Source organism: Candidatus Pelagibacter communis (assembly GCF_001180185.1).
In the GTDB taxonomy this organism is placed as follows: Bacteria; Pseudomonadota; Alphaproteobacteria; order Pelagibacterales; family Pelagibacteraceae; genus Pelagibacter; species Pelagibacter ubique_F.
Map to the genome: position 1 here is coordinate 13740 of NZ_CVSS01000013.1, position 24080 is coordinate 37819.

The following is a 24080-nucleotide window of genomic DNA, read 5'->3' on the forward strand; positions in this document are numbered from 1 at the left end:
TAATTTATAATAGTAAATAAATTATAACTCCTATTAGAACAATTAATATACCAATAACTGTAAACCATTTAGATCCATATTTATCCATAAATTCTGTAAAAAGATTACCAAATTTATAAGAAAGATAAGATACTATAAAAAAACGTAATCCTCTTGAAATAAAACTTATAAAAATAAAAGTTAAAATGTTAAAACTAATTAAACCACTTGCAATAGTAAAGACTTTGTAAGGTAGAGGTGTAAAACCAGCTAAAAAAAGAATTCCTAGCCAAGCGTAAAAACCTTGAGAATTTAATAGATTGTTTTTTAGATCAGCCATTTTATCCTCATAACCATAAAAACTCATAATTTGCATTGATATATCAAAGAAGAAAGCACCAATAAAATATCCTAATATACCTCCCAAAACAGAAAATATTGTAGTAATTAAAAATATTTTTATAAACTCTTTTTTTTTGGAGATTACCATAGGCACTATCATTACATCTGGTGGAATGGGAAAAACAGAACTTTCAATAAATGAAACTAACGCTAAATAATATTTAGAATTTTTATGTGCTGCTAGATTTAAACACTTTTTATATAGAGTATTAAACATTTTTTGGTTTTATTATAATTTTAGTTCTTATACTATTTAATAAATAATTAAACTAATAAGGGCGAATGGCGGAACTGGTAGACGCGCACGACTCAAAATCGTGTTTCGCAAGAAGTGAGAGTTCGATTCTCTCTTCGCCCACCAATTTATGGAACTAAAACAAATAAATAGTCTTGTTGAACTTTTTTTTAAGAAATATGAAGAAATAATTTTAAGTAATTCAAAAAATATTGATGATACTTTTTTAGTTTCTCTTAAAGAGAAAAACAAAGGTAATAAATTATTTTCTTACTCATGGGGAGTTGTTAATAATAAAATCACAGTTTTATCAGAATATTTAAAAAGTATAATATCTAAGGGTGATAGGTGTATTTTGTTATCAGAAAATCGACCTGAGTGGCTGATTTCTGATATTTCGATAATGAATGCTGGAGGGGTGACGGTTCCACTTTTTACAACTTATTCAGAAAATGATTACAAATATATTATTAACGATTGTAAACCGAAAGTTTGCATTATTTCAAATGATAACCAATTCAGAAAAATTAAAGATTTTATTAAAGATGAGACAATTATTATTTCTATAGATCTATTAAATCAAAATATAGTTCATTTTAATGAAATCTTTCAAAAAAATTTTTCTGATAATATTAAAGAAAGCGAGAAAGAGAAAAAATCATATAACAAAGATATAAAGAGAAATAATCTAGCTTGTATAATTTATACATCTGGAACAACAGGTAATCCTAAAGGTGTAATGTTGAGCCATGGAGGGATTTTATCAAACTGTGAGGGTGCACAAGAAATTTTGAACTCATTAGTCAAAGATGAAATACCTGTCTTTTTGACTTGGCTTCCTTTATCTCACTCTTATGAGCACACTGTTCAATACGTTCAAATATTGTTCAGAGCAAAAGTTTATTATGCCGAAAGTCTAGAAAAATTATTACCGAATATGGCTATTGCACAACCAACCATTATGACTGCTGTTCCAAGATTTTATCAAAACTTGTATAGTAAAATTTATTTAAATTTTTCAAAACAGCAGGGATTAAAAAAAAAATTAATAGATAAGACTATTTTACTTGGAACTAAAAATTTAAATCAAGAAAAACTGAATTTTAAGGAAAAGTTACTCAATTATTTATGTGAAAAATTAGTTAGGAAAAAAGTTAGAAATCAATTTGGAGGTAATTTGAAAGCTTTTGTCTCTGGAGGAGGTGCATTAGACAAAAAAATAGGTGAATTCTTAAACTCGATAGGATTACCTACTTTACAAGGTTATGGCTTAACAGAGACCTCTCCAGTTGTAAGTTGTAATATCCCAGGAAAAATTAAGATTGAAACTGTAGGTCCACCTTTCAAAACTAATGAAGTGAGGATTGCTGCTGATGGTGAAATACTTGTAAAAGGTGAAAACCTCATGCTTGGTTATTGGAATATGAAACAAGAGACAGATGAGGTAATCAAAAATGGATGGTTACACACTGGAGATATAGGTGAAATCACTCAAGAAGGAAACTTAAAAATAACTGACAGAAAGAAAGAAATTATAGTTAACCTTGGTGGAGAGAATATTTCACCAACAAAAATCGAAAATTTACTTTGTCTTAATGAAAAAATTAAGCAAAGTTTTGTTTATGGTGATAAAAAAACTTATTTAGTTGCTTTAATTGTAAGTGAAGTTGATAAAAATCGAAAAGAAATTGAAATTTATTTAGAAAATTTAAATAAAAGTCTGTCTTTAGTGGAAAGAGTAAAAAAATTTAAATTAATTAAAGAGGAATTTACAATTGAAAATGGAATGTTAACTCCTACTTTAAAACTTAAAAGAAAAAAAATTTTACAAAAATACAAAGAAGATTTAGAAAAACTTTATTAATTAATTTAAATATTTGATTATAAAGCGCATAAACACTAACTTTTTTAATAATAATAAAAAATATTTTTATATTTATTTTTTTATATTTAATTTTTTTTTATGTTTTTATTAATTAAAATAAAGAATTGACATAACTTGTTTAAAAAAATAAAAATAAGTTAATAACGAATCAAATTGATTCGTTTAACTAAAAAGGGAGCTAAAGATGCCTAAGAGAAGAAAAAAAGCAAAGAAGGCTAAGAAAAAAGCTAAGAAAAAAGCTAAAAAAAGAAGAAGAAGATAAACACTTAGTATTCTTTATAAAAAACGCTTCTCATAACATTTTGTGTGAGAGGCGTTTTTTTTAATCATCTACAGGATCTGCCTCATCAACATCACTAATTGGTTCTTCACTTGGAAGGTCAGTCGAGGGAGTTTTAGGAGTTGTTGGAGTAGCCGGTTGAGCATTAACCAAATTTCTTTTTAATGCTTTATCAAGTTTTTTTTGCGTATCTTCATTAGATATACCTAAAATTATTTGAAATTCTGAAAGAATTCTTTCGTAAGCTTTTTCAAACAATTGTCGTTCACTATATGATTGATCGACCATTAGATCATCACCTTTATTTAAATCTCTAACTACTTCAGCTAACTCATAAATTTTCCCAGACGATATTTTAGCCTCATATTCTTGTGCTCTTCTGCTCCACATAGATCTTTTGATCTTAGGTTTACTTTTTAAAATCGATATACATTTGTTTACTTGATTGATTGTTGCTAACGAACGTAAATGTGATTGCTTATTTACTGGAACCATTCCATTCGCTTTATCTTTTTCAAACTTAATTACATAAGTCTCTACATCTATGCCACCAATATTAATCTTTTTAAATTCAGTAATTTGGCCCACACCATGTTTTGGATAAACAACGTAATCTTTTACTTTATACTCTTTTTTTTCAGATTCTTGTTTTTTTACTTTTTTAATTTCTGGTTTTATTTCATTACTTTTTGGAATTCTTAGATTATCAGTTTTTTGCTCTTGATTTTTATTTGTTTTTTCTGTTTTCTTAATTTTTGATATATTTTTTTTGGAAATTTTTTTAACTGTTTTTTTTAGTATTTTTTTTTTTACTTTTTTAATTTTTGTTATTTTTTTCTTGGAAGTTTTTTTTGTATCTTTTTTGGAGCTCTTTTTTTTAAAGGTTTTCTTTAAAATACTTTTCAAACTTATTTTGCTCATTTTTATAATTTTCGTGATCCGGTGGGGGATCTTTTTTTTCACTTATATTTGGCCAGATTTCAGAATATTGTTTATTGATTTCCAACCATTTTTCGCTACCTGGCTCAGTATCAGCAGTAATTGCATCAACTGGACATTCAGGTTCACAAACGCCACAATCTATACACTCATCCGGTTTAATTACAAGCATATTTTTACCTTCATAAAAGCAATCTACTGGACAAACTTCCACACAGTCCATTAACTTACACTTTATACATTTGTCATTTACTATATAGGTCATTAAGAGTTTTCTTTAATTATATCCTTTTTGATATCTCCCATAGTCTTACTATCTATATAAAGCAACCCTGAAAGTCTTCGCATTAAATTTGTTTCATAAATATCAGCGTTATTATTAGAGTAGATTATCCTCCAAAGTGATTTAATAATTTTTATTTTATCTGATTCTGCAAGATTTTTAACTTCTCTAGTAAATTCGAGGATTTGATTTGAATTTTCCTCCATTTTTTTTGCTTTTATCATAAAAATTTCTAGATCTTCATTATTTAATCCAAGTTCAACTAATGTTTTTTTTATTATTTCTTGTTCTTCAGAAGAGTAATCTTCATCTATTTTTGCAGCATGGATTAATAAAGCTGCTATTTTGATATAATAATCATTGTTTTCTTTTTTAAAAATCATTAATTATTCCAATTTAAATTTTTTAATATACGAAAAGGATTTTCGTTATTAATTTTTTTATTATAAAATTTTTTTGATCTTTTTTTTGGCACATATTGAATGAAAATGTCATTATTTTTTTCAATAATTTTGTAATTCATTTTTTGAATAAGTTTTTTAAAATTATCCTTATTACACCCCAAGAGGTTTAACATTTCAGGTACTAATTTAATTTCTTTCTTTTGCTCTGAATTAGAGTTAATTATTTGAACAAATAATCTCTCCAAAATATCAATCCTTACAAAATAATTATCAAATTTTTCAAAACCACAAAGTAACATAAAATTTTTATTTTTCCCTTCATTATCCTCAATAAAATTAAGTCCAAAAGTAGGAGGCTTAAGCTTAAAATATTTTTGATGGTAATTTTTCCATAGTAAAGTTCTCAATTTTACAGTTTCAGGTTTAATCAATTTATATAAAAAAACATGATATCTTCCAAACTTTACACCTAAATTTCTTAAAATTTTTCTCTCATTTTGTCCTAAGTTTTTAAGGTAATCATTAACATTATCTCTTTTTAAAACTCCATTATTTTCATACAGCTGATAAGATAAAGCTTTAATTGAAGAATTTTTTTCTTTTAAATTTTTTAAATCAATCAAGCTTTGCAAAACAGTGTTAATTTTATTCTTTAACCATTTATTTATAAATAAATTTAACTTTTGCCTTTGATTTTGATCAATAATATCATCAACAATTAAATCAAAATTTGGACTTAAATAATCATTACCAGGAGCAAGTCTTCCAATTGCAAATTTGTTCCAATAAATTTTAAAATCATCATTAAGATCTATTAAACCAGTATCAATTATATTTTGTATTCTTTTTTCAAGTTCTGGACCTATTGTTTGTCTCGCAGCTTTTTTAAGCGACTTAATATCAGTTTCTAATGCACCTTTTTTAAGATCTAACTCAAGTTTTAATCCATTAATTTTACCTATAAATTGATCATCTATTTTGACATCATTATTTTCAAATATTTCTGTTTTAAATTCCATATCCTGTTTTAATCCTCTTGCAAGTATACTCGCCCTTTTGTCAATAAATGTTTTTGTAAGTTCTTCATGAAGTCGATCTGAAAGTCTATCTTCTAATAATTTTGTTTTTTCTTTCCAATATTCTTGATTTTCAATCCAATTATTTTTATTTGAAACATAAGACCAAGTTCTTACATTTGCAATTCTATTTGATAAAGAATCTACATTTCCGTCTAATTTATCTAATTTTATGAGCTGTAACCTCATATACTCATTGGTAATTTTACCTTTTTTGCCAATAAGGAATTTAAATACATTTTCAATTACTTCATAATGGTTGCCATAAGTTTTTTTTACAAAATCAGGTATTTGACAACACTCCCAAAGCAAACTGAGCATATCTTTATCAAAATTTATATTTTCAAGATTTTTATTTCCTAAAAAATATTTAATGGCTTTTTCATCCTCACATTCACTTATTTTTCTCAACCAATCTTGTTGTGGCTTTTCATCTAATGATTTTATTAAACTTTTTGGATTGCTAAAATTTAGATTTGCATTTCTCCAAAATAAAGTTTTAATTTCCTCGAACTTATGATTTTCTAATAAATCCACTTCCTCAGGATTTATTTCTTTGCAATCGCCAGTTATACCAAAATTGCCATTATTGAGATATCGTCCAGCTCTACCAGCAATTTGTCCTACTTCTGATAAGTTTAGTCTTCTTAATTTTCTTCCATCAAATTTTTTTAAATTAGAAAAATAAACGGAGTCTATATCCATGTTAATACCCATACCAATTGCATCTGTAGCGACTAAAAAATCTACATCTCCTGATTGATATAAATTGACTTGAGCGTTCCTAGTTTTAGGACTTAGCGATCCCATTACAATCGCTGCTCCTCCTTTCTGTCTTCTAATTAATTCTGCTATTGCATACACTTCTTCAGCTGAGAAAGCTATAATTGCTGTTTTTCTATCAATCCTAGATATTTTTTTATGGCCACTATATGTTAGTTTTGAAAGTCTTTTCCTATTAATGAACTCAATGTCATCATCTAATTTTAATAAAATATTTTTTATAGTGTAAGATCCCATTAACATTGTTAATTTGCTGCCTCTTAAATTTAGAAGTCTGTCTGTAAAAATATGGCCTCTTTCGTGATCTGCGCACATTTGAATTTCATCTACACCTACAAAATCTAAAGATTTATCTATTGGCATAGATTCAACTGTACATAAAAAATATTTTGCATTGCTTGGAATTATTTTTTCTTCTCCAGTTATTAATGCAACATTGTTTTTATTAACTCTATTTATTATTTTATCGTAGACTTCTCTGGCTAAAAGTCTTAAAGGAAATCCAATCATTCCGCTATCAAAAGACAACATAGTTTCAATCGCTAGGTGGGTTTTGCCGGTATTCGTTGGTCCTAAAACAGCTGTAATTTTGTTTTTATTCATTTCTATCTTTGGTATATTTTTTTTGTTACCTACAAGATATTGTTGTTTATAAAGAACAAAAATAGACTAAAACGTGGCCGAATCTTTAAACAAAATGTTCTCATTTTAAAAATAAAAAGTCTATCCACCAGGACCTAAATTAGATGGATTTAATTTTAGTATTTTCCAAATTCCAGAGGCAGAGGCTATAATTTTGTTATTACAATTTAACTGACAAAATAAAAAAATTAAAGATTTTGTTTTTTTTAAAATCTTTGTTGTGCCTATAATTTCTTCATTAACTCTTGATACGCCAATATACTTTATATCAAGTGAAATTGTTACACATGGTGCATTATTTGCAGAACGATGTGCAGCTGTACCTGCACCTGCATCAATTAATGCAGCTAGATAACCACCATGGGTAACACCGGCAGCATTTAAATGATTTTCATTAATAGTAGATTTGAATTCATATTCGTTTTCAGAAATATTTCTGAAATATAATCCGCCGTTATGCATCATGAACCCAGGTTTTAAACTAATCTGATCAAATTTATTTGACATAATTTATAAAATTATTGTTAAGATAAGCAGAAAAACAAAAATTGAAATAAAAAAAAATATAACTGAGTTTCTGAGCGACATTTTTAATATTTTATTTTTCATTTTTTTAATATACTAATTAGTAACTAATAATATATCTAATTATATCAAAAATATCTGAGACATATTTATCTAGTCTTTTTTTATTATAAAGAATTTTTGCTAATGCAGACAAAATAACAAAAAATTTCGATTGACCATTATTTAAACGTATTACAGAAGACTCATAAATATGATCTTTAAATTTTTGCTTACTTGAGAATCCACCTCTATTAAAAATACCAAATAATTCATTTTTATTTGTTCCTACACCATCTAATTTATGGTGCTTTATCATTCTATAAAAATAATCATAATCTGCATGATATCTGTAATTTGTATTATAATACCCTATTTTTCTTGCTGATTGTTTCCTAATAAAAAAACCACAGGAATGTGCTGAATAGAAGTTCCAAGTGAAATTAATTTTCCAGCTTTTATAACCATATAAAATTCCCCAATGTTTTTTTACACTACCAAAAAAAAAGTCTTTGTTTGGATATTTATTTAAATAATTACTCAATATCTTAAGTGCATTTTTGTTCAAAGTATCATCAGAATTTACAAAGCCTATAACATCACCTAGGGCATAATTTAAACCTCTGTTAAAGGCATCATAAATACCTTTATCATTTTGACTTATCCAATAACTTATATGTCTCTCGTTTTTTCGTATGACGTTTAAAGTATCTTCTCGGGAACCACCATCAATTATTATATGTTCAAAGTTTCTGAATTTTTGTTGAGCTATACTTAAAATACATTTTTCAAGAAGTTTAGGGTTATCTTTAACTACAGTTATAATTGTAATTAAAGGTTTTTTTTTATAAAGGTTTTTATTTTTAACCCTTAATCCTCCATGAAATCTTTCTGAAACTGTTGGGTTGATGAATATTTTTCCAATTTTGCTGTTAAATGATTTTGAAAACATATAGGCTAAATTTTTTATATCATTAATGAATTCTTATTAAACATTTATATTTTATTATTATCAGCTTTATTAAAATAGAATTAATGGATTATTAGTATATTAAATGAAAACACTTTTTTATTTAAAAAAATTATAATATATAAATTTTAATTACTGTGAAAAGAAAAAAAATTTTATTTTATCATCCGTTATTTTTAGATGGTGGAGCAGAAAGAACAAATTTATTGATTTCTGAAAAATTTTCAAAAAAGTATGAGGTTATCTTTGTTTCTAATGTTTTTTCAAAAATTTATTCTAGTGAAATTAGAAGAATTGGTATTAAGAAAATTGAATTAAAAGCTAAAAGAACAATCACGTCTTTTTTTGAACTTTCAAAGATAATAAATAAATATAAGCCAGATATAATTTTTTCAGTACAAATGCATGCAAGTATATTGGCATTGTTAATAAATAAGATTTTATTCAAAAATAAATTGAAAATAATATGTTGTGAACGATTATCCTATCGAAGTTATTTAAAAGATTTTAAAGGTAATATAATAATTAAACTTGCTCAGTTACTTTATAAAAATGCAAAAAAAATTATTTGTAATTCAAAAGAATTATCTGATGAAATAAAAAAATTATGTAGATCAAATAACGTAACTTGTATTTACAATCCAACTTTAACCAGAAATTACAAAAGACTTTCAAAGCAGTTTAGTGTTCATGAAAAAGTGTTTTCAAGTAAAAAGAAAATTATTATTTCTATCGCAAGACTTGAAAAAGTAAAAAATCATTTAATGTTATTAAAAGCAATTAATCACTGTAAAAATAAACATAACTTAAATTTAGTATTGATCGGAGAAGGTAAGAAAAAAAATGAAATAATTGAATTTTCAAAAAAGAATGATTTTTTTAATAATTTACATATTCTTAATTATAAAAAAAATCCTTTTCCTTATTTAAGTAAATCAGATTTATTTATTCTTACTTCAGACTTTGAAGGAATGCCCAATGTTTTGATTGAGGCTATGGCTTTAAATATTCCTATAATTTCAACTAGATGTCCTACAGGGCCTAAGGAAATTTTACTGAATGGAAAAGCAGGTTTTTTAGTAAATAAGAATGATTACCACTCATTATCTAACAAAATTGATTTATTTTTTAGTAAACCTCACATATTTAAAAAAAAAAAAATTTATTATAAAAAAATTCTTACTAAATTTAATTCCAAGATAGCTCTTAAAAAATATATGAGTATTGTAGAAAATTATATTTAGTGGTGCGCCTGCTAGGAGTCGAACCCAGAACCTCCTGGTCCGTAGCCAAGCGCTCTATCCAGTTGAGCTACAGGCGCATTTTTGATTTTATTTAATTATAGTATACCATTTTTTAGTGTATTTTAATGATAAGACAGATTTAAAATTTTATGAGTAATAAATTAAAAGAAGTAGTTATTGTAAATGCTATAAGAACGCCAATTGGTACTTATAAAGGGTCATTAAAAAATATAAAATCTGACCAACTTGGATCTATGGTTATAAAAGAAGTTCTAAAAAAATCTAAATTTACTGCAGACGAAATTGATGAAGTAATTATGGGTCAGGTTTTAACTGCTGGAGCTGGACAGAATCCAGCAAGACAGGCCGCAGTTAATGCTGGAATACCAATTTCTAAACCAGCACACATAATTAATCAAGTTTGTGGATCAGGACTTAGAGCTATTATATCAGGTTATCAATCAATCAAATTAGGAGAGTCAAATAATGTCATTTCAGGAGGTCAAGAAAGTATGTCTTTAGCTCCACATTCAATTTTTTATAGAGATGAAAAAAAAATATCAGAAGACAAATTATTAGATACAATGGTTAATGATGGGTTAATAGATGCATTCAATAATTATCATATGGGCGTAACAGCAGAAAATGTTGCGAAAAAGTTTAATATAACAAGACAAGAACAAGATGAATTTGCTTTAAAATCTCAAAAAAAAGCAGAATTAGCTATCGCTAATAAAAAATTTAATGAAGAGTTAGTAAAAATTAATCATGATGGGAACATTTTAGATACTGATGAACATCCGAGGTTAGGATTAAAAATGTCAGATTTAGAAAAACTAAAAACTGTTTTTCAAGACAATGGAACTATTACACCAGGTAATTCCTCAGGTATAAACGATGGAGCTGCAGCTTTGTTATTAACCTCATTAGAGGAAGCAGAAAAAAGATCGATAAAACCATTAGCAAAAATTGTATCATGGTCTTCAGTTGGAGTAGATCCATCTGTAATGGGTTTAGGACCTATTGAGGCTGTTCGTAAAGCAAGTAAAAAAGCAAAATGGAATTTAGATGAAATTGACTTATTCGAAATTAATGAGGCTTTTGCATCTCAAAGTATTGCAGTAATCCGTGAATTAGGAATTGATGAAAATAAAGTAAACGTTAATGGTGGAGCTATAGCTCTTGGTCATCCTATCGGTGCTTCAGGATCAAGAATACTTGTAACTTTGATACATGAAATGAAAAGACAAAAAAAAAATAAAGGTTGTGCAACACTCTGCATAGGCGGAGGAATGGGTATAGCTTTGTGTGTGGAGAGAATTTAGGAATTAATTTTTCCGTATTTCTCCTCTAATAAAATTTTTTGTATCCATATTTTAGCATCTACATAGGTGCTAACTTTGGGCTGAATAAGTGTTTTAAATAACTTTTTAATCATTTTTGAAGCATGTATGGAAAGAGTGTCAAAAAATTGAACAGAATGTGGTAAGATTTGCATTTAACAACTTTTTTATAGTGTATAAGACATAAAAAAATGACTGAAAAATTATTAGTACCTGACATTGGTGATTTTGAGAATGTTGAGGTAATTGAATTATTAGTTAAAGAAGGTCAAGAAATTAAAAAGAACGATCCTGTAATAACTATAGAAAGCGATAAATCTAGTGTTGAAATACCATCAATTTTTTCAGGTAAAATTGAGTCTATACTTGTAAAAGTTGGTGATAAAGTTTCAAAAGATGATTTAATTTTAAATATATCAAGCGTTGATCAAAAGCTTTCTTCTTCACAAGATGTTCCAAAAAATACTGAGAATTTAATCCAAGAGGCAGAAAGCTCCTTAAAAAAAACTCAAGAACAAAAAAAACCAATTCAAAAATTAGAAAAAGAAAAACCTGAAATAATGCAGGTAGTAAATGAAGGAGACATTGATCCATTAGAGACAAGTGAGTGGTTAGAATCTCTTTCAGACGTTATAGAAAAGGATGGAAATCAGAGAGCTCACTATTTAATTAAGGAATTAATTAATAAAGCTTATATGGAAGGTGCTAATATTCCTTATACACAAAACACACCTTATATAAATACTATACCTGTTAGTGAGGAAAAAAAGTCGAATGGTGATCAAAATATTGAGAGAAGAATTAGATCATTAATTAGATGGAATGCTGCCGCGATGGTAGTAAGAGCAAATAAAAAATTTCCTGAACTTGGAGGCCATATAGGAACTTTTGCATCTGCAGCTACTCTTTACGATGTTGGAATGAATCATTTCTGGAGAGCGAAAAACAATAAATTTGGAGGTGATTTAGTTTACTTTCAAGGTCATAGTGCACCAGGGATGTATGCTAGAGCTTTTCTTGAAGGTCGACTTAATGAAAAGCAATTAGACAGTTTCAGACAAGAGGTTAATCCAGGTGGATTGTCTTCGTATCCACATCCATGGCTGATGCCAAACTTTTGGCAATTTCCAACAGTGTCTATGGGGCTAGGCCCAATGTTAGCAATCTATCAAGCAAGATACATGAAGTATTTAATTAATCGAGGTTTAATTAAAGATGAAGGTAGAAAAGTTTGGGCATTTTTAGGCGATGGAGAAATGGATGAACCAGAATCCTTGGGTGCTATTGGTTTAGCAGCAAGAGAAAATTTAGATAATTTAATATTTGTAGTGAATTGTAATCTTCAAAGATTGGATGGTCCAGTTCGAGGTAATGGAAAAATTATACAAGAATTAGAGGGAATTTTTAGAGGAGCAGGATGGAATGTGATTAAGGTGATTTGGGGTTCATATTGGGATCCGCTATTAGCAAATGATAAAACAGGCCATTTAGTAAAAACAATGAATGAAACTGTTGATGGAGAGTACCAAGCAATGAAGGCTAGAGATGGCGCTTATGTGAGAGAAAAATTTTTTGGTAAATATCCAGAAACAAAAGACTTAGTATCAAGTCTTTCTGATAAAGATATCTGGAGATTAAATAGAGGAGGACATGATCCTCATAAAGTTTTTGCTGCCTACGATAAAGCATCAAAAAATATTGGAAGTCCTACAGTGGTAATTGCAAAAACCATAAAAGGTTATGGAATGGGAAAAAGTGGAGAGAGTGTAAACACTACGCATCAAACGAAAAAACTAGATATAGATGATTTAATGTATTACAGAGATAGGTTCGATGTACCACTTACAGATCAACAAGTAAAAAACATAGAATATTACAAACCAGATCAAAACTCTCCTGAGATTAAGTATCTTAAAGAAAAAAGACTTCAATTAGGTGGTTTCATTCCAGAGAGAACTACATATGCAAAACCAATTAAGGCACCACCAAAAGACATTTTTGACAACATGAAAGAGTCCACAGGAAAGAAAGAAATGTCTACTACTATGGCTTTAGTTCGAATGCTTACAAATCTTTTAAGAGATAAAAATGTTGCTCCAAGATTGGTGCCAATTATCCCCGATGAAGCTAGAACATTTGGTATGGAAGGTTTTTTCCAAAAGATTGGTATTTATGCTCACGAAGGCCAAAAATACGAACCCGAAGATTCTGCACAATTAAGTTCTTATAGAGAGGAAAAAAGCGGACAAGTTTTAGAGGAAGGAATTAATGAAGCCGGCGCAATGTCTTCTTGGATTGCGGCAGGAACCTCATACACAAATCATGATATTGAAATGATACCTATTTATCTTTTTTACTCGATGTTTGGATTTCAAAGAGTTGGGGACCTTGCATGGGCTGGTGCGGATAGTCAGTCTAGAGGATTTTTAATTGGAGCTACAGCTGGAAGAACAACTTTAGCTGGTGAAGGACTGCAGCATCAAGATGGTCACAGTCATCTCATGGCTTCAACTATTCCCAATTGTGTATCATACGATCCAACATTTCATTATGAATTAGCAGTTATTTTTAGAGATGGATTAAAAAGGATGCATGAAAAAAAAGAGAATGTTTTTTACTACATTACAACTATGAATGAAAATTATCCTCACCCAGCTATGCCCAAAGATAGGTCTTGTGAAGAAGGAATTTTAAAAGGAATGTATAAAATTAAAGAATTTAATAAATATAAAAAAACTAAAATCCAATTTTTGGGATCTGGCACAATTTTAAGAGAAATGATTGCTGGCGCTGAAATATTACAAAAAGAATATCAGATAGATAGTGAAATTTGGAGTGTAACAAGTTTTAATGAGTTAAGAAGAGACGGTCTAGAAGTAGAAAGATATAATCTTTTAAATCCAGACAAAGAACCAAAGAAGTCTTATGTTGAAAAATGTTTGGGTAACACGGAAGGACCTATTTTGGCCGCTTCAGATTACATGAGAATGAATTCAGATCAAATTAGACCCTATATAAATAAAAGTTTTTATTCATTAGGAACAGATGGTTTTGGACGAAGTGATACTAGAAAAAATTTAAGAAATTTTTTTGAAGTTGATAAGGAACATGTTGCTACTTATGGATTAAGTGTATTAGCTAAAGAACAGCTTATAGCATCCAAGTACGCTAAAGAGGCAATCAAAAAATACAAAATAGATATTAATAAACCGATGCCAACAAAATTATAATGTCAGAAATTGAAATAAAAGTACCTAATATCGGAGATTTCAAAGATGTAGAAGTAATTGAGGTTTTAGTTTCTGAGGGTCAAACTCTAAAAAAAAATGATCCTTTAATAACAATAGAGAGTGACAAATCTAGCGTAGAAATTCCTTCAAATTTTGATGGAAAAATTAAAACTTTAAAAACGAAGGTGGGAGATAAAGTTTCAGAGGGTGACTTAATCTTAATTTTAGAAAATATTAATGAAGTACAGAAAAAAGTTGAAAAAAAAACAGAAATTAAAAAAGAGATTAAAAAAACTCAGGAAACAAAATTAGAGACTCAAAAAATAGCAGCTAATCAAAATAAAGTTTTAAATATATCATCTGCTAGTCCAAAGGTTCGAAAATTTGCAAGAGAGCTTGGTGTAGATATTAATCAAGTTGCAGGCAGTGAACGTAAAGGTAGAGTTATCGAGAGCGATATAAAATTATTTGTAGCTTCGAAATCTAATAACTTAGTTAATAATGAGAATAAAAGTAATGAAAAAACAAAACAGGAATACTCTCACTCAGAATTTGGAGAAGTAGAAATTAAAGATATACCAAGGGTTAAAAAATTATCATCAAAATATTTGATGAATTCTTGGACTAATATTCCTCATGTTACCAATCATGATGAAGCAGATATCACAGAGCTGGAGGAATTTAGAACATCGCTGACAGATATATATACTGGAGAAAAAAAAAAAATTACGCCTTTAGCCTTTATTGTCAAAGCTTTGACCGTTTCATTGAAAAAATTTCCTAATTTTAATAGCTCTATCGACGATATTGATGGTGGAAAAATGACTGTTAAAAAATATTATCATATTGGGATAGCTGTTGATACTCCGCATGGTTTAATGGTTCCTAAATTAAGAAATGCAGACAATAAAAATATTAATCTTATAAGTTCAGAACTTAAAAATCTTAGTGATCAATGTAGAAATCTTAAAATTGATAAAAAAGAATTATTTGGTGGATCTATGACAATAACAAGTTTAGGTGGAATTGGAGGATCGTTTTTCACACCTATTATTAATTTTCCTGAAGTTGCGATATTAGGAATTGGAAGATCTGAAAAAAAACAAGTTTTTTTAGATGGAAAATTCGTTACAAGAACTATGTTGCCTTTATCATTGTCTTACGATCATAGAATTATTGACGGAGCAGAAGCCGCCCGTTTTAACAATGAATTAAAAGAAAATTTAGGTAAAAACTTTGCTTATAAATTAGCAGTCTAGAACAGATTATGTCAAAAACAGTCTCATTATTTAGTGCATTATTATGCACATTTATTTGGGGAACCACTTTTATTGCTCAAGATACAGGAATGGACAATATAGGCCCTTTCACTTTTAACGCTGTAAGATTTTTTGTTGGATTTTTAGCAATTGTTCCACTTGCGTTTATATTTGAGGTAAAAAAATTTAAATCAGAGTTTAAATTAGACTTCAAAACATTTGCTATACTTTCTTTTTTAATTGGACTATCACTTTTTTTAGGTTCAGCATTACAACAAGTTGCTCTTTTGTATACAGATGTAGCTAACGCAGCATTTTTTACTATTTTTTATGTCCCAATGGTACCAATAATAATTTTTCTATTTAGAAAAAAATCAATACATTGGAGTGTTTGGCCCTCTGTAGTTCTATGTTTAATTGGTGGTTATCTACTTACGAATTTCCACGATGCAACAGTAAGACTTGGTGATACACTTGTTGTATTAGGTGCTTTGTTTTGGAGTACGCATATTATTTTTACAGGAATAATAGTTACTAAATATAATTTACCTCTAACTTTAGGCGCTATTCAAACTTTATTAGTAGCGATATTTTCTTTCATGATCGGATTTATTTATGAGGAATTTATAATCAAAAATATTTTAAATGAAATAGACTCAATTTTATACGCAGGAATTCTTTCAGGAGGCTTTGCTTTTGTTTTACAAATTTATGCACAAAAAAATATTACACCTGCCCCAGCAGCGATAATCTTTTCATTAGAAGGTGTTTTTGCAACAATTGCAGCTTGGTTTTTATTAAATCAGATATTAGGAGCTAATAATTTAGTAGGATGTTTTTTTATACTATGTGGTGTTTTATTGTCTCAATTACTACCTTTGATAAAACGACCTGTTTAAAAATAAATTATCGACAATAATATTAATGCAATTATTAATCTATAAATTACAAAAATATTTAATGAAAATTTATTTAAATAATTTAAAAAAAATTTTACGGTTATATATGAAAACAAAAAAGACAAGACTATAGCAATAATTACCAATAAATTAATTTCTAAAGTTTCATTCTGTATATCTTTTAACCCAAGAAAACTTGCTCCTGCTAATGCAGGGATAGAAAGCAAAAATGAAATTTTTCCTGAGTCGACTCTATTAAAATTTAAAAATCTTGCAGCAGTCATAGTAATACCTGCTCTACTAACACCAGGTATTAAAGCAAGTATTTGAAATAATCCTATGAATATTATTGATTTAATACTTAAATTTGAGGAAATATTTTGATCAGTTTTTTTCTGATCAGCAAAGTATAAAATAATACCAAAAAATAATGTGGTCCATGCTATAACTTTAATATTTCTTAAAAGATGTATTAATTCTGTTGAATGTAATATGTATCCAAAAATAATAAGTGGTACCGAACCTATTATGATTAATTTTAATAATTTGTGATTATTTTTAAGGCTGAATAAATCTTTTCTAAAAAAAAATATTATTGCTATCAAAGAACCTAAATGTAAACTTATATCTATTAACAAGGAGCTTGCTTTAAGATCATATAAGCTGGACACTATAATCAAATGAGCTGATGAACTAATTGGTAAAAATTCTGATATTCCCTGAATAGCTGAGAGAACAAGGATTTCTATAAAATCTTGAAACATATAGTTGTCGTAACTTAAAAAATATCCTTTTAAAACAATTCGATTTAATCATAGTAGGTATGCAAAAATTAAAATTTCATTATTTCTTGCCCATTTTAATCAAATTTAAGTCATACTTATTGACCTAAATAATTCTTTTACTAATAAAAACAATGTATATTTTGCCACTATTTTAAATAAATTATGACTGATAAAATGCTTAAATTTGTAAAAATAGGTCAACAGACTCCACCTAAAAGGAAGGTTGAGAATAGAAAGGATGATTTTAATGAAATTTATGACGATTTCATAAAACAAAAAGCTCAAGAGCAATCTAGCAGATGTTCACAATGTGGAGTTCCTTTTTGTCAGGTCCATTGTCCACTTAGCAATAACATTCCAGACTGGTTAAAATTAACAGCAGAGGGAAGACTAAAAGAAGCTTACGAATTATCTCAAAGCACAAACAATATGCCTGAAGTTTGTGGAAGAATATGTCCACAGGACCGTCTTTGTGAGGGCAATTGTGTTATTGAGCAGTCAGGTCATGGGACAGTAACGATAGGATCAGTAGAAAAATATATAACAGATAATGCTTGGGAACAAGGCTGGGTAAAACCAATTGAGGTAGAATATGAAAAAAATCAGAGCGTTGGTATTATTGGTGCAGGACCAGCTGGTTTAGCAGCAGCTGAACAGTTAAGAAAAAATGGATACAAAATTACAGTGTATGATCGTTATGATCGTGCAGGAGGTTTATTAATTTATGGTATCCCAAATTTTAAATTAGAGAAACATGTTGTCGAAAGACGAACTAAGCTTCTCAAAGATGGTGGCATAAAATTTGAACATAATTTTGAGGTTGGTAAAGATGCTACTTTAGAAAATTTGAGAAAAAAGCATGATGCAATTTTAATTGCTACAGGGGTATATAAACCAAGAGAAATTAACTTACCTGGAAATGACTTAGAAAATATTTTTCCAGCTATGGAATTTCTTACAGCATCAAATAAAAAAGGTTTGGGAGATAAAGTTGAATTATTTGATAAAGGAATTTTAAATGCAGAAGGAAAAGATATTGTTGTAATTGGTGGTGGTGACACTGCTATGGACTGTGTAAGAACCTCTGTAAGACAGAAAGCAAAGTCGGTTAAGTGTCTTTATAGGAGAGATAAAGAGAATATGCCAGGTTCTGCAAGGGAAGTTTCTAATGCCGAAGAAGAGGGAGTTGAATTTGTTTGGTTATCAAGTCCTAAAGAATTTAAAGGCACAAATAAAATAGAAAAATTAATTATTGATCAAATTCAACTAGGTGAACCTGATGAATCAGGTAGAAGAAAACCAGAAATTAAAGAAGGTTCAGAATTTGAAATTAAAGCTGATATGGTTATTAAAGCTCTTGGATTTGATCCAGAGGACTTGCCTTATTTATTTGACTCAAAAGAATTACAAGTAACAAAATGGGGAACTTTAAAAACAAACTTCGATACTATGGAGACAAATTTAGAGGGGGTATTTGCAGCTGGGGATATAGTAAGAGGTGCATCACTTGTCGTTTGGTCAATTAAAGATGGTAGAGATGCAGCAATTGCTATGAAAAATTATTTGGAAAGTAAAGAATTAAAGAAAATAAAAGTAGCATGATGGATAATTATAAAAAAAATTTAAAACTCTTAACTGATAATCATGTTTATTCAAAAGAAATGGAGCATGATGCTTGTGGAGTTGGTGTAATTGCTTCAACTGAGGGAAAAAAATCAAGAGAAGTTGTGGAGTACGGAATCGAGGCTTTAAAAGCTGTTTGGCATCGAGGTGCAGTCGATGCTGACGGTAAAACAGGAGATGGAGCAGGAATACACGTCGAAATTCCAAAGGATTTTTTTATAGAAAAAATTGAGGTTACTGGACATAGTTATGAAAATTCTGAAATTTGTGTAGGAATGATATTCTTGCCAAGAAATGATTATTCATCTCAAGAAAGCTGTAAAACAATCGTTGAAAGTGAATTAACAAAAAATAATTTTAGCATTTATGGTTGGAGACAAGTTCCAGTAAACCCTAAAGTTTTAGGTGAAAAAGCATTTCAAACAATGCCTGAAATAATTCAGGTTTTATTTAAATCAAATGATAATAATTTAACAGATAAAGATCTAGAGAGAAAAATATATGAAACTAGAAAAAAAATTGAAAATGAAGCTTTTAATCTTTCATTAAATAATTTTTATATTTGTTCTATAAGTTCAAAATCAATAATTTATAAAGGAATGTTCTTAGCTGAGGCTATTTCAAATTTCTATTTGGACTTAAAAGATAAAAGATTTGTATCTCGGTACGCAATATTTCATCAAAGATTTTCGACAAATACCGCTCCCAGTTGGAGCTTAGCTCAACCTTTCAGAGCAGTTGCGCATAATGGTGAGATTAATACTTATAAAGGAAATAAAAATTGGATGAAAGTTCATGAACAAGAAATGAGCAGTCCTCTTTTTGATGACGTTGAAAATTTGAAGCCAGTTATACAAAAAGGAGTTTCAGACTCAGCTGCCTTGGATAATGTTTTTGAATTATTAAATAAATCTGGACAATCTGCACCCTTGGCAAAACTGATGTTAGTCCCAGATGCCTGGTCTAAGAAAAACAAAACACTACCAAAAAATCATCAACAACTATTCAACTTTTTGAATAGTACAATGGAGCCTTGGGATGGACCTGCTGCAATAGCGGCAACTGACAATGAGTGGGTTATTGCTGCAAACGATAGAAATGGTTTAAGGCCGCTTAGATATGCTATAACAAAAGATAAACTTTTATTCGCTGGCTCTGAAACAGGCATGATAGAGCTTAACGAAAAAAGAATTCTATCAAAAGGAAGATTAGGTCCTGGTGAAATTATTGGTATAAGAATTGAAAAAGGTAAAGTGTTTTTCAATGACCAAATTAAAGATTACTTAGCAAAAGAATTTAAACATTTTAATTCACAGATAATTGATCTAGATGAAAAATTATCTATATCAAATGAAAAACATAATTTTTCAGGTGAGGAATTAAGAAGAAGACAGCATACATTTGGAATTAGTTTGGAGGATTTAGAATTAATTTTGCATCCTATGGCTGAGGATGCAAAAGAAGCAACTGGCTCGATGGGAGATGATACTCCTTTAGCAGTTTTATCAGACAAATATAGACCTCTTTATCATTTTTTTAGGCAAAATTTTAGTCAAGTCACTAATCCCCCTATTGACTCATTAAGAGAAAATAAAGTTATGAGTTTAAAAACAAGATTTGGAAATCTTGGAAATATCTTAGATTTTGACACTTTAACTAAAGAAAATATATACGTTTTAAATAGCCCGATACTTTCAAATTCACAATTTAATAAATTTATTAATTTTTTTGGAAAAAACTCACTTCCAATTGATTGTACTTTTTCTATTCAGGAAAAGTTAGTTGATGCAATTAAAAGAATACAAAAAGAAGCTGAAATTGCAGTTAGACAAGGAGTTACACAATTAATTTTAAGTGATAAAGACCTTTCATTTGAAAAAATGCCAATGCCGATGTTACTATGCGTAGGCGCAATTAACACTTTTTTAATTGAAAAAAAACTTAGAGGATATGTTTCAATAAACGTTCAATCAGGCGAGGCATTAGACACTCATTCATTTGCAACTCTGATAGGTGTCGGTGCAACAACAGTTAACCCTTATTTAGCTTTTGATAGTTTATATCAAAGACATGAAAAAAAGCTATTTGGTCAATTTAATTTTGATGAATGTGTTCAAAGGTATATTAAGTCTGTTAATGCAGGTCTTTTAAAGATCATGTCTAAAATGGGTATTTCAGTTCTTAGTTCGTATAGGGGTGGATGTAATTTTGAAACAGTTGGGTTAAGCAGAACTATAGTTAATGATTATTTTCAAGGTGTTACCTCAAAAATTTCTGGAATTGGACTAACTGGAATAGAGAAAAAAATTCGTAAAATTCATAAAGAGGCTTATGAAAGCACTGATACTGTTTTGCCTATTGGTGGAATTTATCGATATAGAAAAAATGGTGAAACACATCAATACCAAGGTAGATTAATTCACTTATTACAAAGTGCGGTTGGCTCTAATTCTTATTCTGCATACAAAAAGTATGTGGAAGGAATATATGACTTACCTCCAATAAACCTAAGGGACCTAATTGATTTTAGAAAAAAAAAATTAGGACCTTCAATTGACATTACTGAAGTTGAGCCAATAGAAAATATCTTAAAAAGATTTGGAAGTGGAAGCATGTCTCATGGTGCATTGTCAAAAGAGGCACATGAAACTTTAGCTATTGGAATGAACAGAATTAAAGGGGCATCATGTAGTGGTGAGGGTGGTGAAGACGAAAGTAGATTTAAAATAATGAAAAGTGGAGATAGTGCAAACTCAAGAGTAAAACAAATTGCATCTGCACGATTTGGTGTAACAATAAACTATTTAAATAATTGTAATGAAATTGAAATCAAAATTGCTCAAGGAGCAAAACCAGGTGAAGGTGGTCAATTACCAGGCTTTAAAGTAACAGATGAAATTGCTAAATTAAGACATTCCACCCCTGGAGTGTCATTAATTTCTCCTCCGCCTCATCACGATATTTATTCTATAGAGGATCTAGCCCAATTGATTTATGATTTGAAGCAAATAAATCCAAAAGCAAGAATTGGAGTTAAACTAGTCGCTTCATCTGGTGTAGGAACTATCGCAGCGGGAGTAGCTAAAGCTAAAGCTGATATCATATTGATATCTGGACATAATGGAGGCACAGGAGCCACTCCTCAGACAAGTGTTAAATATGTTGGTATACCTTGGGAAATGGGTCTTACAGAAGCTAATCAAGTATTAACATTAAATAATTTAAGACACAAAGTAACTCTAAGAACTGACGGAGGAATAAAAACAGGAAGAGATGTTGTTATTGCCGCGATGATGGGCGCAGAGGAATACGGCGTAGCGACGACTGCTCTTGTTGCGATGGGATGCATTATGGTAAGACAGTGTCATTCAAACACATGTCCTGTGGGTGTATGTACACAAGATGATAAATTAAGAGAAAAATTCACAGGCACACCAGAGAAAATAGTTAATTTATTCACGTTTATTGCATCAGAGGTCAGAGAAATTTTAGCTGAACTTGGATTTAAGTCATTGAATGAAGTTATTGGTAGAACTGATTTATTAATGCAAGTAAGTAAGGCTTCACCAAATTTAGATGATTTAGATTTAAACCCATTGTTTGTTCAAGCGGATCCAGGTGAAAATAAAAGATACTGTGACTCAGTAGATATTAACAAAGTTCCAGATACACTAGATCAAGAAATTTGGCCTGAAATAGAAAATGCCTTAAATAACTCAGAGAAGATTAATAAAGAATTTATAATAAAAAATACAAACAGAGCAGTTGGAACTAGGATTTCACATCAACTATTTAAAAGATACGGATATGAAAATTTAGAAGAAAATTTTTTAACTTTAAATTTTAAAGGGTCAGCTGGACAATCATTTGGGGCTTTTGCTACTAAGGGGCTAAAATTGAATCTTAAAGGTGATGCAAACGATTATGTAGGTAAAGGATTGTCAGGAGCAACAATATCAATAAAACTTTCAGATGAAAGCAATCTGGTTTCTAATGAGAATACAATAATCGGAAATACGGTTCTTTACGGCGCAACATCTGGTAAACTTTTTGCAGCTGGCCAAGCAGGAGATAGGTTTGCAGTTAGAAATTCTGGAGCAATGACAGTAATAGAGGGTTGTGACTCTAATGGATGTGAATATATGACAGGCGGAACAGTGGTAATACTAGGACATGTTGGAGATAATTTTGCAGCTGGTATGACGGGTGGTATGTCATTTGTTTATGATCCTTCAAATAATTTTGATAAAAAAGTAAACCCAGACTCAGTAATTTGGCAACAAGTCGAGACAAAGTTTTGGATAAATCATTTAAAAAATTTGTTAGAGGAACACACAAAAGAAACTGAGTCAAAATTGTCAAAGAATTTACTAAAAAATTTTGATGATGAAATAAAAAATTTTGTTCAAATATGTCCTAAAGAGATGGTAAACAAACTAGAGGAGCCAATCTCTTTAAAAAAATCAATAAGAGAAGTTAGCTGAGCAATATATTCAATTCTTTAATCAGGATTTTTAAATATTTATTTGATGAAAGACTGTGATCACCATTTTTAACAATTACTAATTTTTTAAATGCATTTTTAAAGAGTCTTAATACTTTTTTTGAGTAAACTGAAGGTACAGACTCATCTTTTTCTCCGTGTATCATAGTTACTTTCAATTCATGATGAATACTTTTATTTAATATTTTATTATTTCTTCCATCTTTAATTAATTGATAGGTAATTGGGTATTCATAATTTCCATGTCTTAAGTTAATGATGCCTTTAGAATATATTTCTTGTTTCATTTTTTTTGTAAATTTTTTCCACATCAAATTTTCTAAAAATTCTGGTGCTGCCCCTATACCAAGAAAACCTTTAATTTGTTTTTTAAAAATTTTAAATTGATTTAGAGATATCCAGGCACCCATGCTTGAACCAATTAATATAAATTGATTTTTTTTTACAATCTTTTTTATTAAAATTGTTGTTTCTTTGGTCCATTTAGTCACATTACCTTCAATGAATTTTCCAGAAGATTTTCCATGTCCAGAGTATTCTAAAGCAAGAAAACCTAACTTTTTTTTTTTTGCAAATTTTAAAAAAGTTTTTGGTTTTTTTCCGTTAAGGTCTGACATGAAACCATGCAAGAAAACTATAAAGGTTTCATTCTTTTGATTATTCTTTAAATATCTAATTTTTTTTGATTTTAATAATCTAATATAATTGTATTTTATCATTAGAGTTTAATAGTTAAATCTATTCATGTATA

At 29.0% G+C, this 24080-nt stretch carries 18 protein-coding genes and 2 tRNA genes; 9 read left to right on the forward strand and 11 right to left on the reverse strand.

Annotation, left to right across the window (positions count from 1 at the left end; genetic code table 11):
- Nucleotides 1-4 precede the first annotated feature (4 nt).
- A complete protein-coding gene (locus AMN95_RS01030; RefSeq protein WP_075522154.1) occupies nt 5-598 on the reverse strand; it encodes a YqaA family protein in 594 nt (197 codons plus the stop codon).
- Nucleotides 599-657: 59 nt separating this feature from the next.
- On the opposite strand from AMN95_RS01030, the gene AMN95_RS01035 reads away from it, so the two are divergent.
- Nucleotides 658-742, forward strand: a tRNA-Leu gene (locus AMN95_RS01035).
- A gap of 4 nt (nt 743-746) precedes the next feature.
- Nucleotides 747-2480: an AMP-dependent synthetase/ligase gene (locus AMN95_RS01040; RefSeq protein WP_075522155.1), complete on the forward strand. Its 1734-nt coding sequence runs from the start codon at nt 747-749 to the stop codon at nt 2478-2480.
- A 343-nt stretch (nt 2481-2823) separates the two neighbouring features.
- Here AMN95_RS01040 and AMN95_RS01045 read toward each other — a convergent pair whose 3' ends face one another.
- The 6 genes from AMN95_RS01045 to AMN95_RS01070 form a co-directional block, all read right to left on the reverse strand.
- Complete coding sequence (locus AMN95_RS01045; protein WP_075522156.1) at nt 2824-3702, reverse strand: CarD family transcriptional regulator; 879 nt, start codon at nt 3700-3702, stop codon at nt 2824-2826.
- Nucleotides 3659-3985, reverse strand: coding sequence for a ferredoxin FdxA (gene fdxA / locus AMN95_RS01050; RefSeq protein WP_075522157.1), 327 nt, complete (start codon nt 3983-3985; stop codon nt 3659-3661). Before fdxA ends, AMN95_RS01045 begins: the two co-directional genes overlap by 44 nt.
- Nucleotides 3985-4386 (reverse strand): tellurite resistance TerB family protein, encoded by a 402-nt coding sequence (locus tag AMN95_RS01055; protein ID WP_075522158.1) that lies wholly within the window; start codon nt 4384-4386, stop codon nt 3985-3987. Before AMN95_RS01055 ends, fdxA begins: the two co-directional genes overlap by 1 nt.
- Nucleotides 4386-6869 carry a helicase-related protein gene (locus AMN95_RS01060; protein WP_082256647.1) on the reverse strand — a complete coding sequence of 828 codons (2484 nt, stop codon included), beginning with the start codon at nt 6867-6869 and terminating at the stop codon, nt 4386-4388. Before AMN95_RS01060 ends, AMN95_RS01055 begins: the two co-directional genes overlap by 1 nt.
- 120 nt (nt 6870-6989) lie before the next feature.
- Nucleotides 6990-7415 carry a PaaI family thioesterase gene (locus AMN95_RS01065; RefSeq protein ID WP_075522160.1) on the reverse strand — a complete coding sequence of 142 codons (426 nt, stop codon included), beginning with the start codon at nt 7413-7415 and terminating at the stop codon, nt 6990-6992.
- Nucleotides 7416-7533: 118 nt separating this feature from the next.
- Nucleotides 7534-8424, reverse strand: coding sequence for a glycosyltransferase family 2 protein (locus tag AMN95_RS01070; protein WP_075522161.1), 891 nt, complete (start codon nt 8422-8424; stop codon nt 7534-7536).
- A 155-nt stretch (nt 8425-8579) separates the two neighbouring features.
- Here AMN95_RS01070 and AMN95_RS01075 point away from each other — a divergent pair, with 155 nt between their 5' ends.
- A complete protein-coding gene (locus AMN95_RS01075; protein ID WP_075522162.1) occupies nt 8580-9686 on the forward strand; it encodes a glycosyltransferase in 1107 nt (368 codons plus the stop codon).
- Here the strand turns inward: AMN95_RS01075 and AMN95_RS01080 are convergent.
- A tRNA-Arg gene (locus AMN95_RS01080) sits at nt 9687-9763 on the reverse strand.
- A gap of 72 nt (nt 9764-9835) precedes the next feature.
- Here AMN95_RS01080 and AMN95_RS01085 point away from each other — a divergent pair.
- On the forward strand, nt 9836-11011 hold the full coding sequence (locus AMN95_RS01085) for an acetyl-CoA C-acetyltransferase (protein ID WP_075522163.1): 1176 nt from the start codon (nt 9836-9838) through the stop codon (nt 11009-11011).
- Here AMN95_RS01085 and AMN95_RS05615 read toward each other — a convergent pair.
- Nucleotides 11008-11184, reverse strand: a complete 177-nt coding sequence (locus tag AMN95_RS05615) for a hypothetical protein (RefSeq protein ID WP_179850332.1) — start codon at nt 11182-11184, stop codon at nt 11008-11010. The two genes, AMN95_RS01085 and AMN95_RS05615, sit on opposite strands and share 4 nt — an antisense overlap.
- A gap of 36 nt (nt 11185-11220) precedes the next feature.
- Between AMN95_RS05615 and aceE the strand changes: the two genes are divergently transcribed.
- The 3 genes from aceE to AMN95_RS01100 are packed head-to-tail and all read left to right on the forward strand — an operon-like array spanning nt 11221 to nt 16417.
- Complete coding sequence (gene aceE / locus AMN95_RS01090) at nt 11221-14259, forward strand: pyruvate dehydrogenase (acetyl-transferring), homodimeric type (RefSeq protein WP_075522164.1); 3039 nt, start codon at nt 11221-11223, stop codon at nt 14257-14259.
- Nucleotides 14259-15518, forward strand: a complete 1260-nt coding sequence (locus AMN95_RS01095) for a 2-oxo acid dehydrogenase subunit E2 (RefSeq protein WP_075522165.1) — start codon at nt 14259-14261, stop codon at nt 15516-15518. Before aceE ends, AMN95_RS01095 begins: the two co-directional genes overlap by 1 nt.
- Nucleotides 15519-15526: 8 nt before the next feature.
- Nucleotides 15527-16417 (forward strand): DMT family transporter, encoded by an 891-nt coding sequence (locus AMN95_RS01100; protein WP_075522166.1) that lies wholly within the window; start codon nt 15527-15529, stop codon nt 16415-16417.
- Here the strand turns inward: AMN95_RS01100 and AMN95_RS01105 are convergent.
- Complete coding sequence (locus AMN95_RS01105; RefSeq protein WP_075522167.1) at nt 16414-17181, reverse strand: undecaprenyl-diphosphate phosphatase; 768 nt, start codon at nt 17179-17181, stop codon at nt 16414-16416. The genes AMN95_RS01100 and AMN95_RS01105 overlap by 4 nt on opposite strands.
- Nucleotides 17182-17364: 183 nt before the next feature.
- Here AMN95_RS01105 and AMN95_RS01110 point away from each other — a divergent pair, with 183 nt between their 5' ends.
- A complete protein-coding gene (locus AMN95_RS01110) occupies nt 17365-18804 on the forward strand; it encodes an NAD(P)-dependent oxidoreductase (RefSeq protein WP_075522168.1) in 1440 nt (479 codons plus the stop codon).
- The gene (gene gltB, locus AMN95_RS01115) at nt 18804-23309 is read left to right on the forward strand and encodes a glutamate synthase large subunit (protein WP_075522169.1); all 4506 of its coding nucleotides are present in this window, start codon (nt 18804-18806) and stop codon (nt 23307-23309) included. Before AMN95_RS01110 ends, gltB begins: the two co-directional genes overlap by 1 nt.
- Here the strand turns inward: gltB and AMN95_RS01120 are convergent.
- The gene (locus tag AMN95_RS01120; RefSeq protein WP_075522170.1) at nt 23302-24048 is read right to left on the reverse strand and encodes an alpha/beta fold hydrolase; all 747 of its coding nucleotides are present in this window, start codon (nt 24046-24048) and stop codon (nt 23302-23304) included. The two genes, gltB and AMN95_RS01120, sit on opposite strands and share 8 nt — an antisense overlap.
- Between the last annotated feature and the right edge of the window lie 32 nt (nt 24049-24080).

What these genes read in the sequence shown, in the direction of transcription:
- AMN95_RS01030 (WP_075522154.1), bottom strand. Translation starts at nt 598, where the DNA reads ATGTTTAATACTCTATATAAAAAGTGTTTAAATCTAGCAGCACATAAA.
- AMN95_RS01040 (WP_075522155.1), top strand. Translation starts at nt 747, where the DNA reads ATGGAACTAAAACAAATAAATAGTCTTGTTGAACTTTTTTTTAAGAAA.
- AMN95_RS01045 (WP_075522156.1), bottom strand. Translation starts at nt 3,702, where the DNA reads ATGAGCAAAATAAGTTTGAAAAGTATTTTAAAGAAAACCTTTAAAAAA.
- fdxA (WP_075522157.1), bottom strand. Translation starts at nt 3,985, where the DNA reads ATGACCTATATAGTAAATGACAAATGTATAAAGTGTAAGTTAATGGAC.
- AMN95_RS01055 (WP_075522158.1), bottom strand. Translation starts at nt 4,386, where the DNA reads ATGATTTTTAAAAAAGAAAACAATGATTATTATATCAAAATAGCAGCT.
- AMN95_RS01060 (WP_082256647.1), bottom strand. Translation starts at nt 6,869, where the DNA reads ATGAATAAAAACAAAATTACAGCTGTTTTAGGACCAACGAATACCGGC.
- AMN95_RS01065 (WP_075522160.1), bottom strand. Translation starts at nt 7,415, where the DNA reads ATGTCAAATAAATTTGATCAGATTAGTTTAAAACCTGGGTTCATGATG.
- AMN95_RS01070 (WP_075522161.1), bottom strand. Translation starts at nt 8,424, where the DNA reads ATGTTTTCAAAATCATTTAACAGCAAAATTGGAAAAATATTCATCAAC.
- AMN95_RS01085 (WP_075522163.1), top strand. Translation starts at nt 9,836, where the DNA reads ATGAGTAATAAATTAAAAGAAGTAGTTATTGTAAATGCTATAAGAACG.
- AMN95_RS05615 (WP_179850332.1), bottom strand. Translation starts at nt 11,184, where the DNA reads ATGCAAATCTTACCACATTCTGTTCAATTTTTTGACACTCTTTCCATA.
- aceE (WP_075522164.1), top strand. Translation starts at nt 11,221, where the DNA reads ATGACTGAAAAATTATTAGTACCTGACATTGGTGATTTTGAGAATGTT.
- AMN95_RS01095 (WP_075522165.1), top strand. Translation starts at nt 14,259, where the DNA reads ATGTCAGAAATTGAAATAAAAGTACCTAATATCGGAGATTTCAAAGAT.
- AMN95_RS01100 (WP_075522166.1), top strand. Translation starts at nt 15,527, where the DNA reads ATGTCAAAAACAGTCTCATTATTTAGTGCATTATTATGCACATTTATT.
- AMN95_RS01105 (WP_075522167.1), bottom strand. Translation starts at nt 17,181, where the DNA reads ATGTTTCAAGATTTTATAGAAATCCTTGTTCTCTCAGCTATTCAGGGA.
- AMN95_RS01110 (WP_075522168.1), top strand. Translation starts at nt 17,365, where the DNA reads ATGACTGATAAAATGCTTAAATTTGTAAAAATAGGTCAACAGACTCCA.
- gltB (WP_075522169.1), top strand. Translation starts at nt 18,804, where the DNA reads ATGGATAATTATAAAAAAAATTTAAAACTCTTAACTGATAATCATGTT.
- AMN95_RS01120 (WP_075522170.1), bottom strand. Translation starts at nt 24,048, where the DNA reads ATGATAAAATACAATTATATTAGATTATTAAAATCAAAAAAAATTAGA.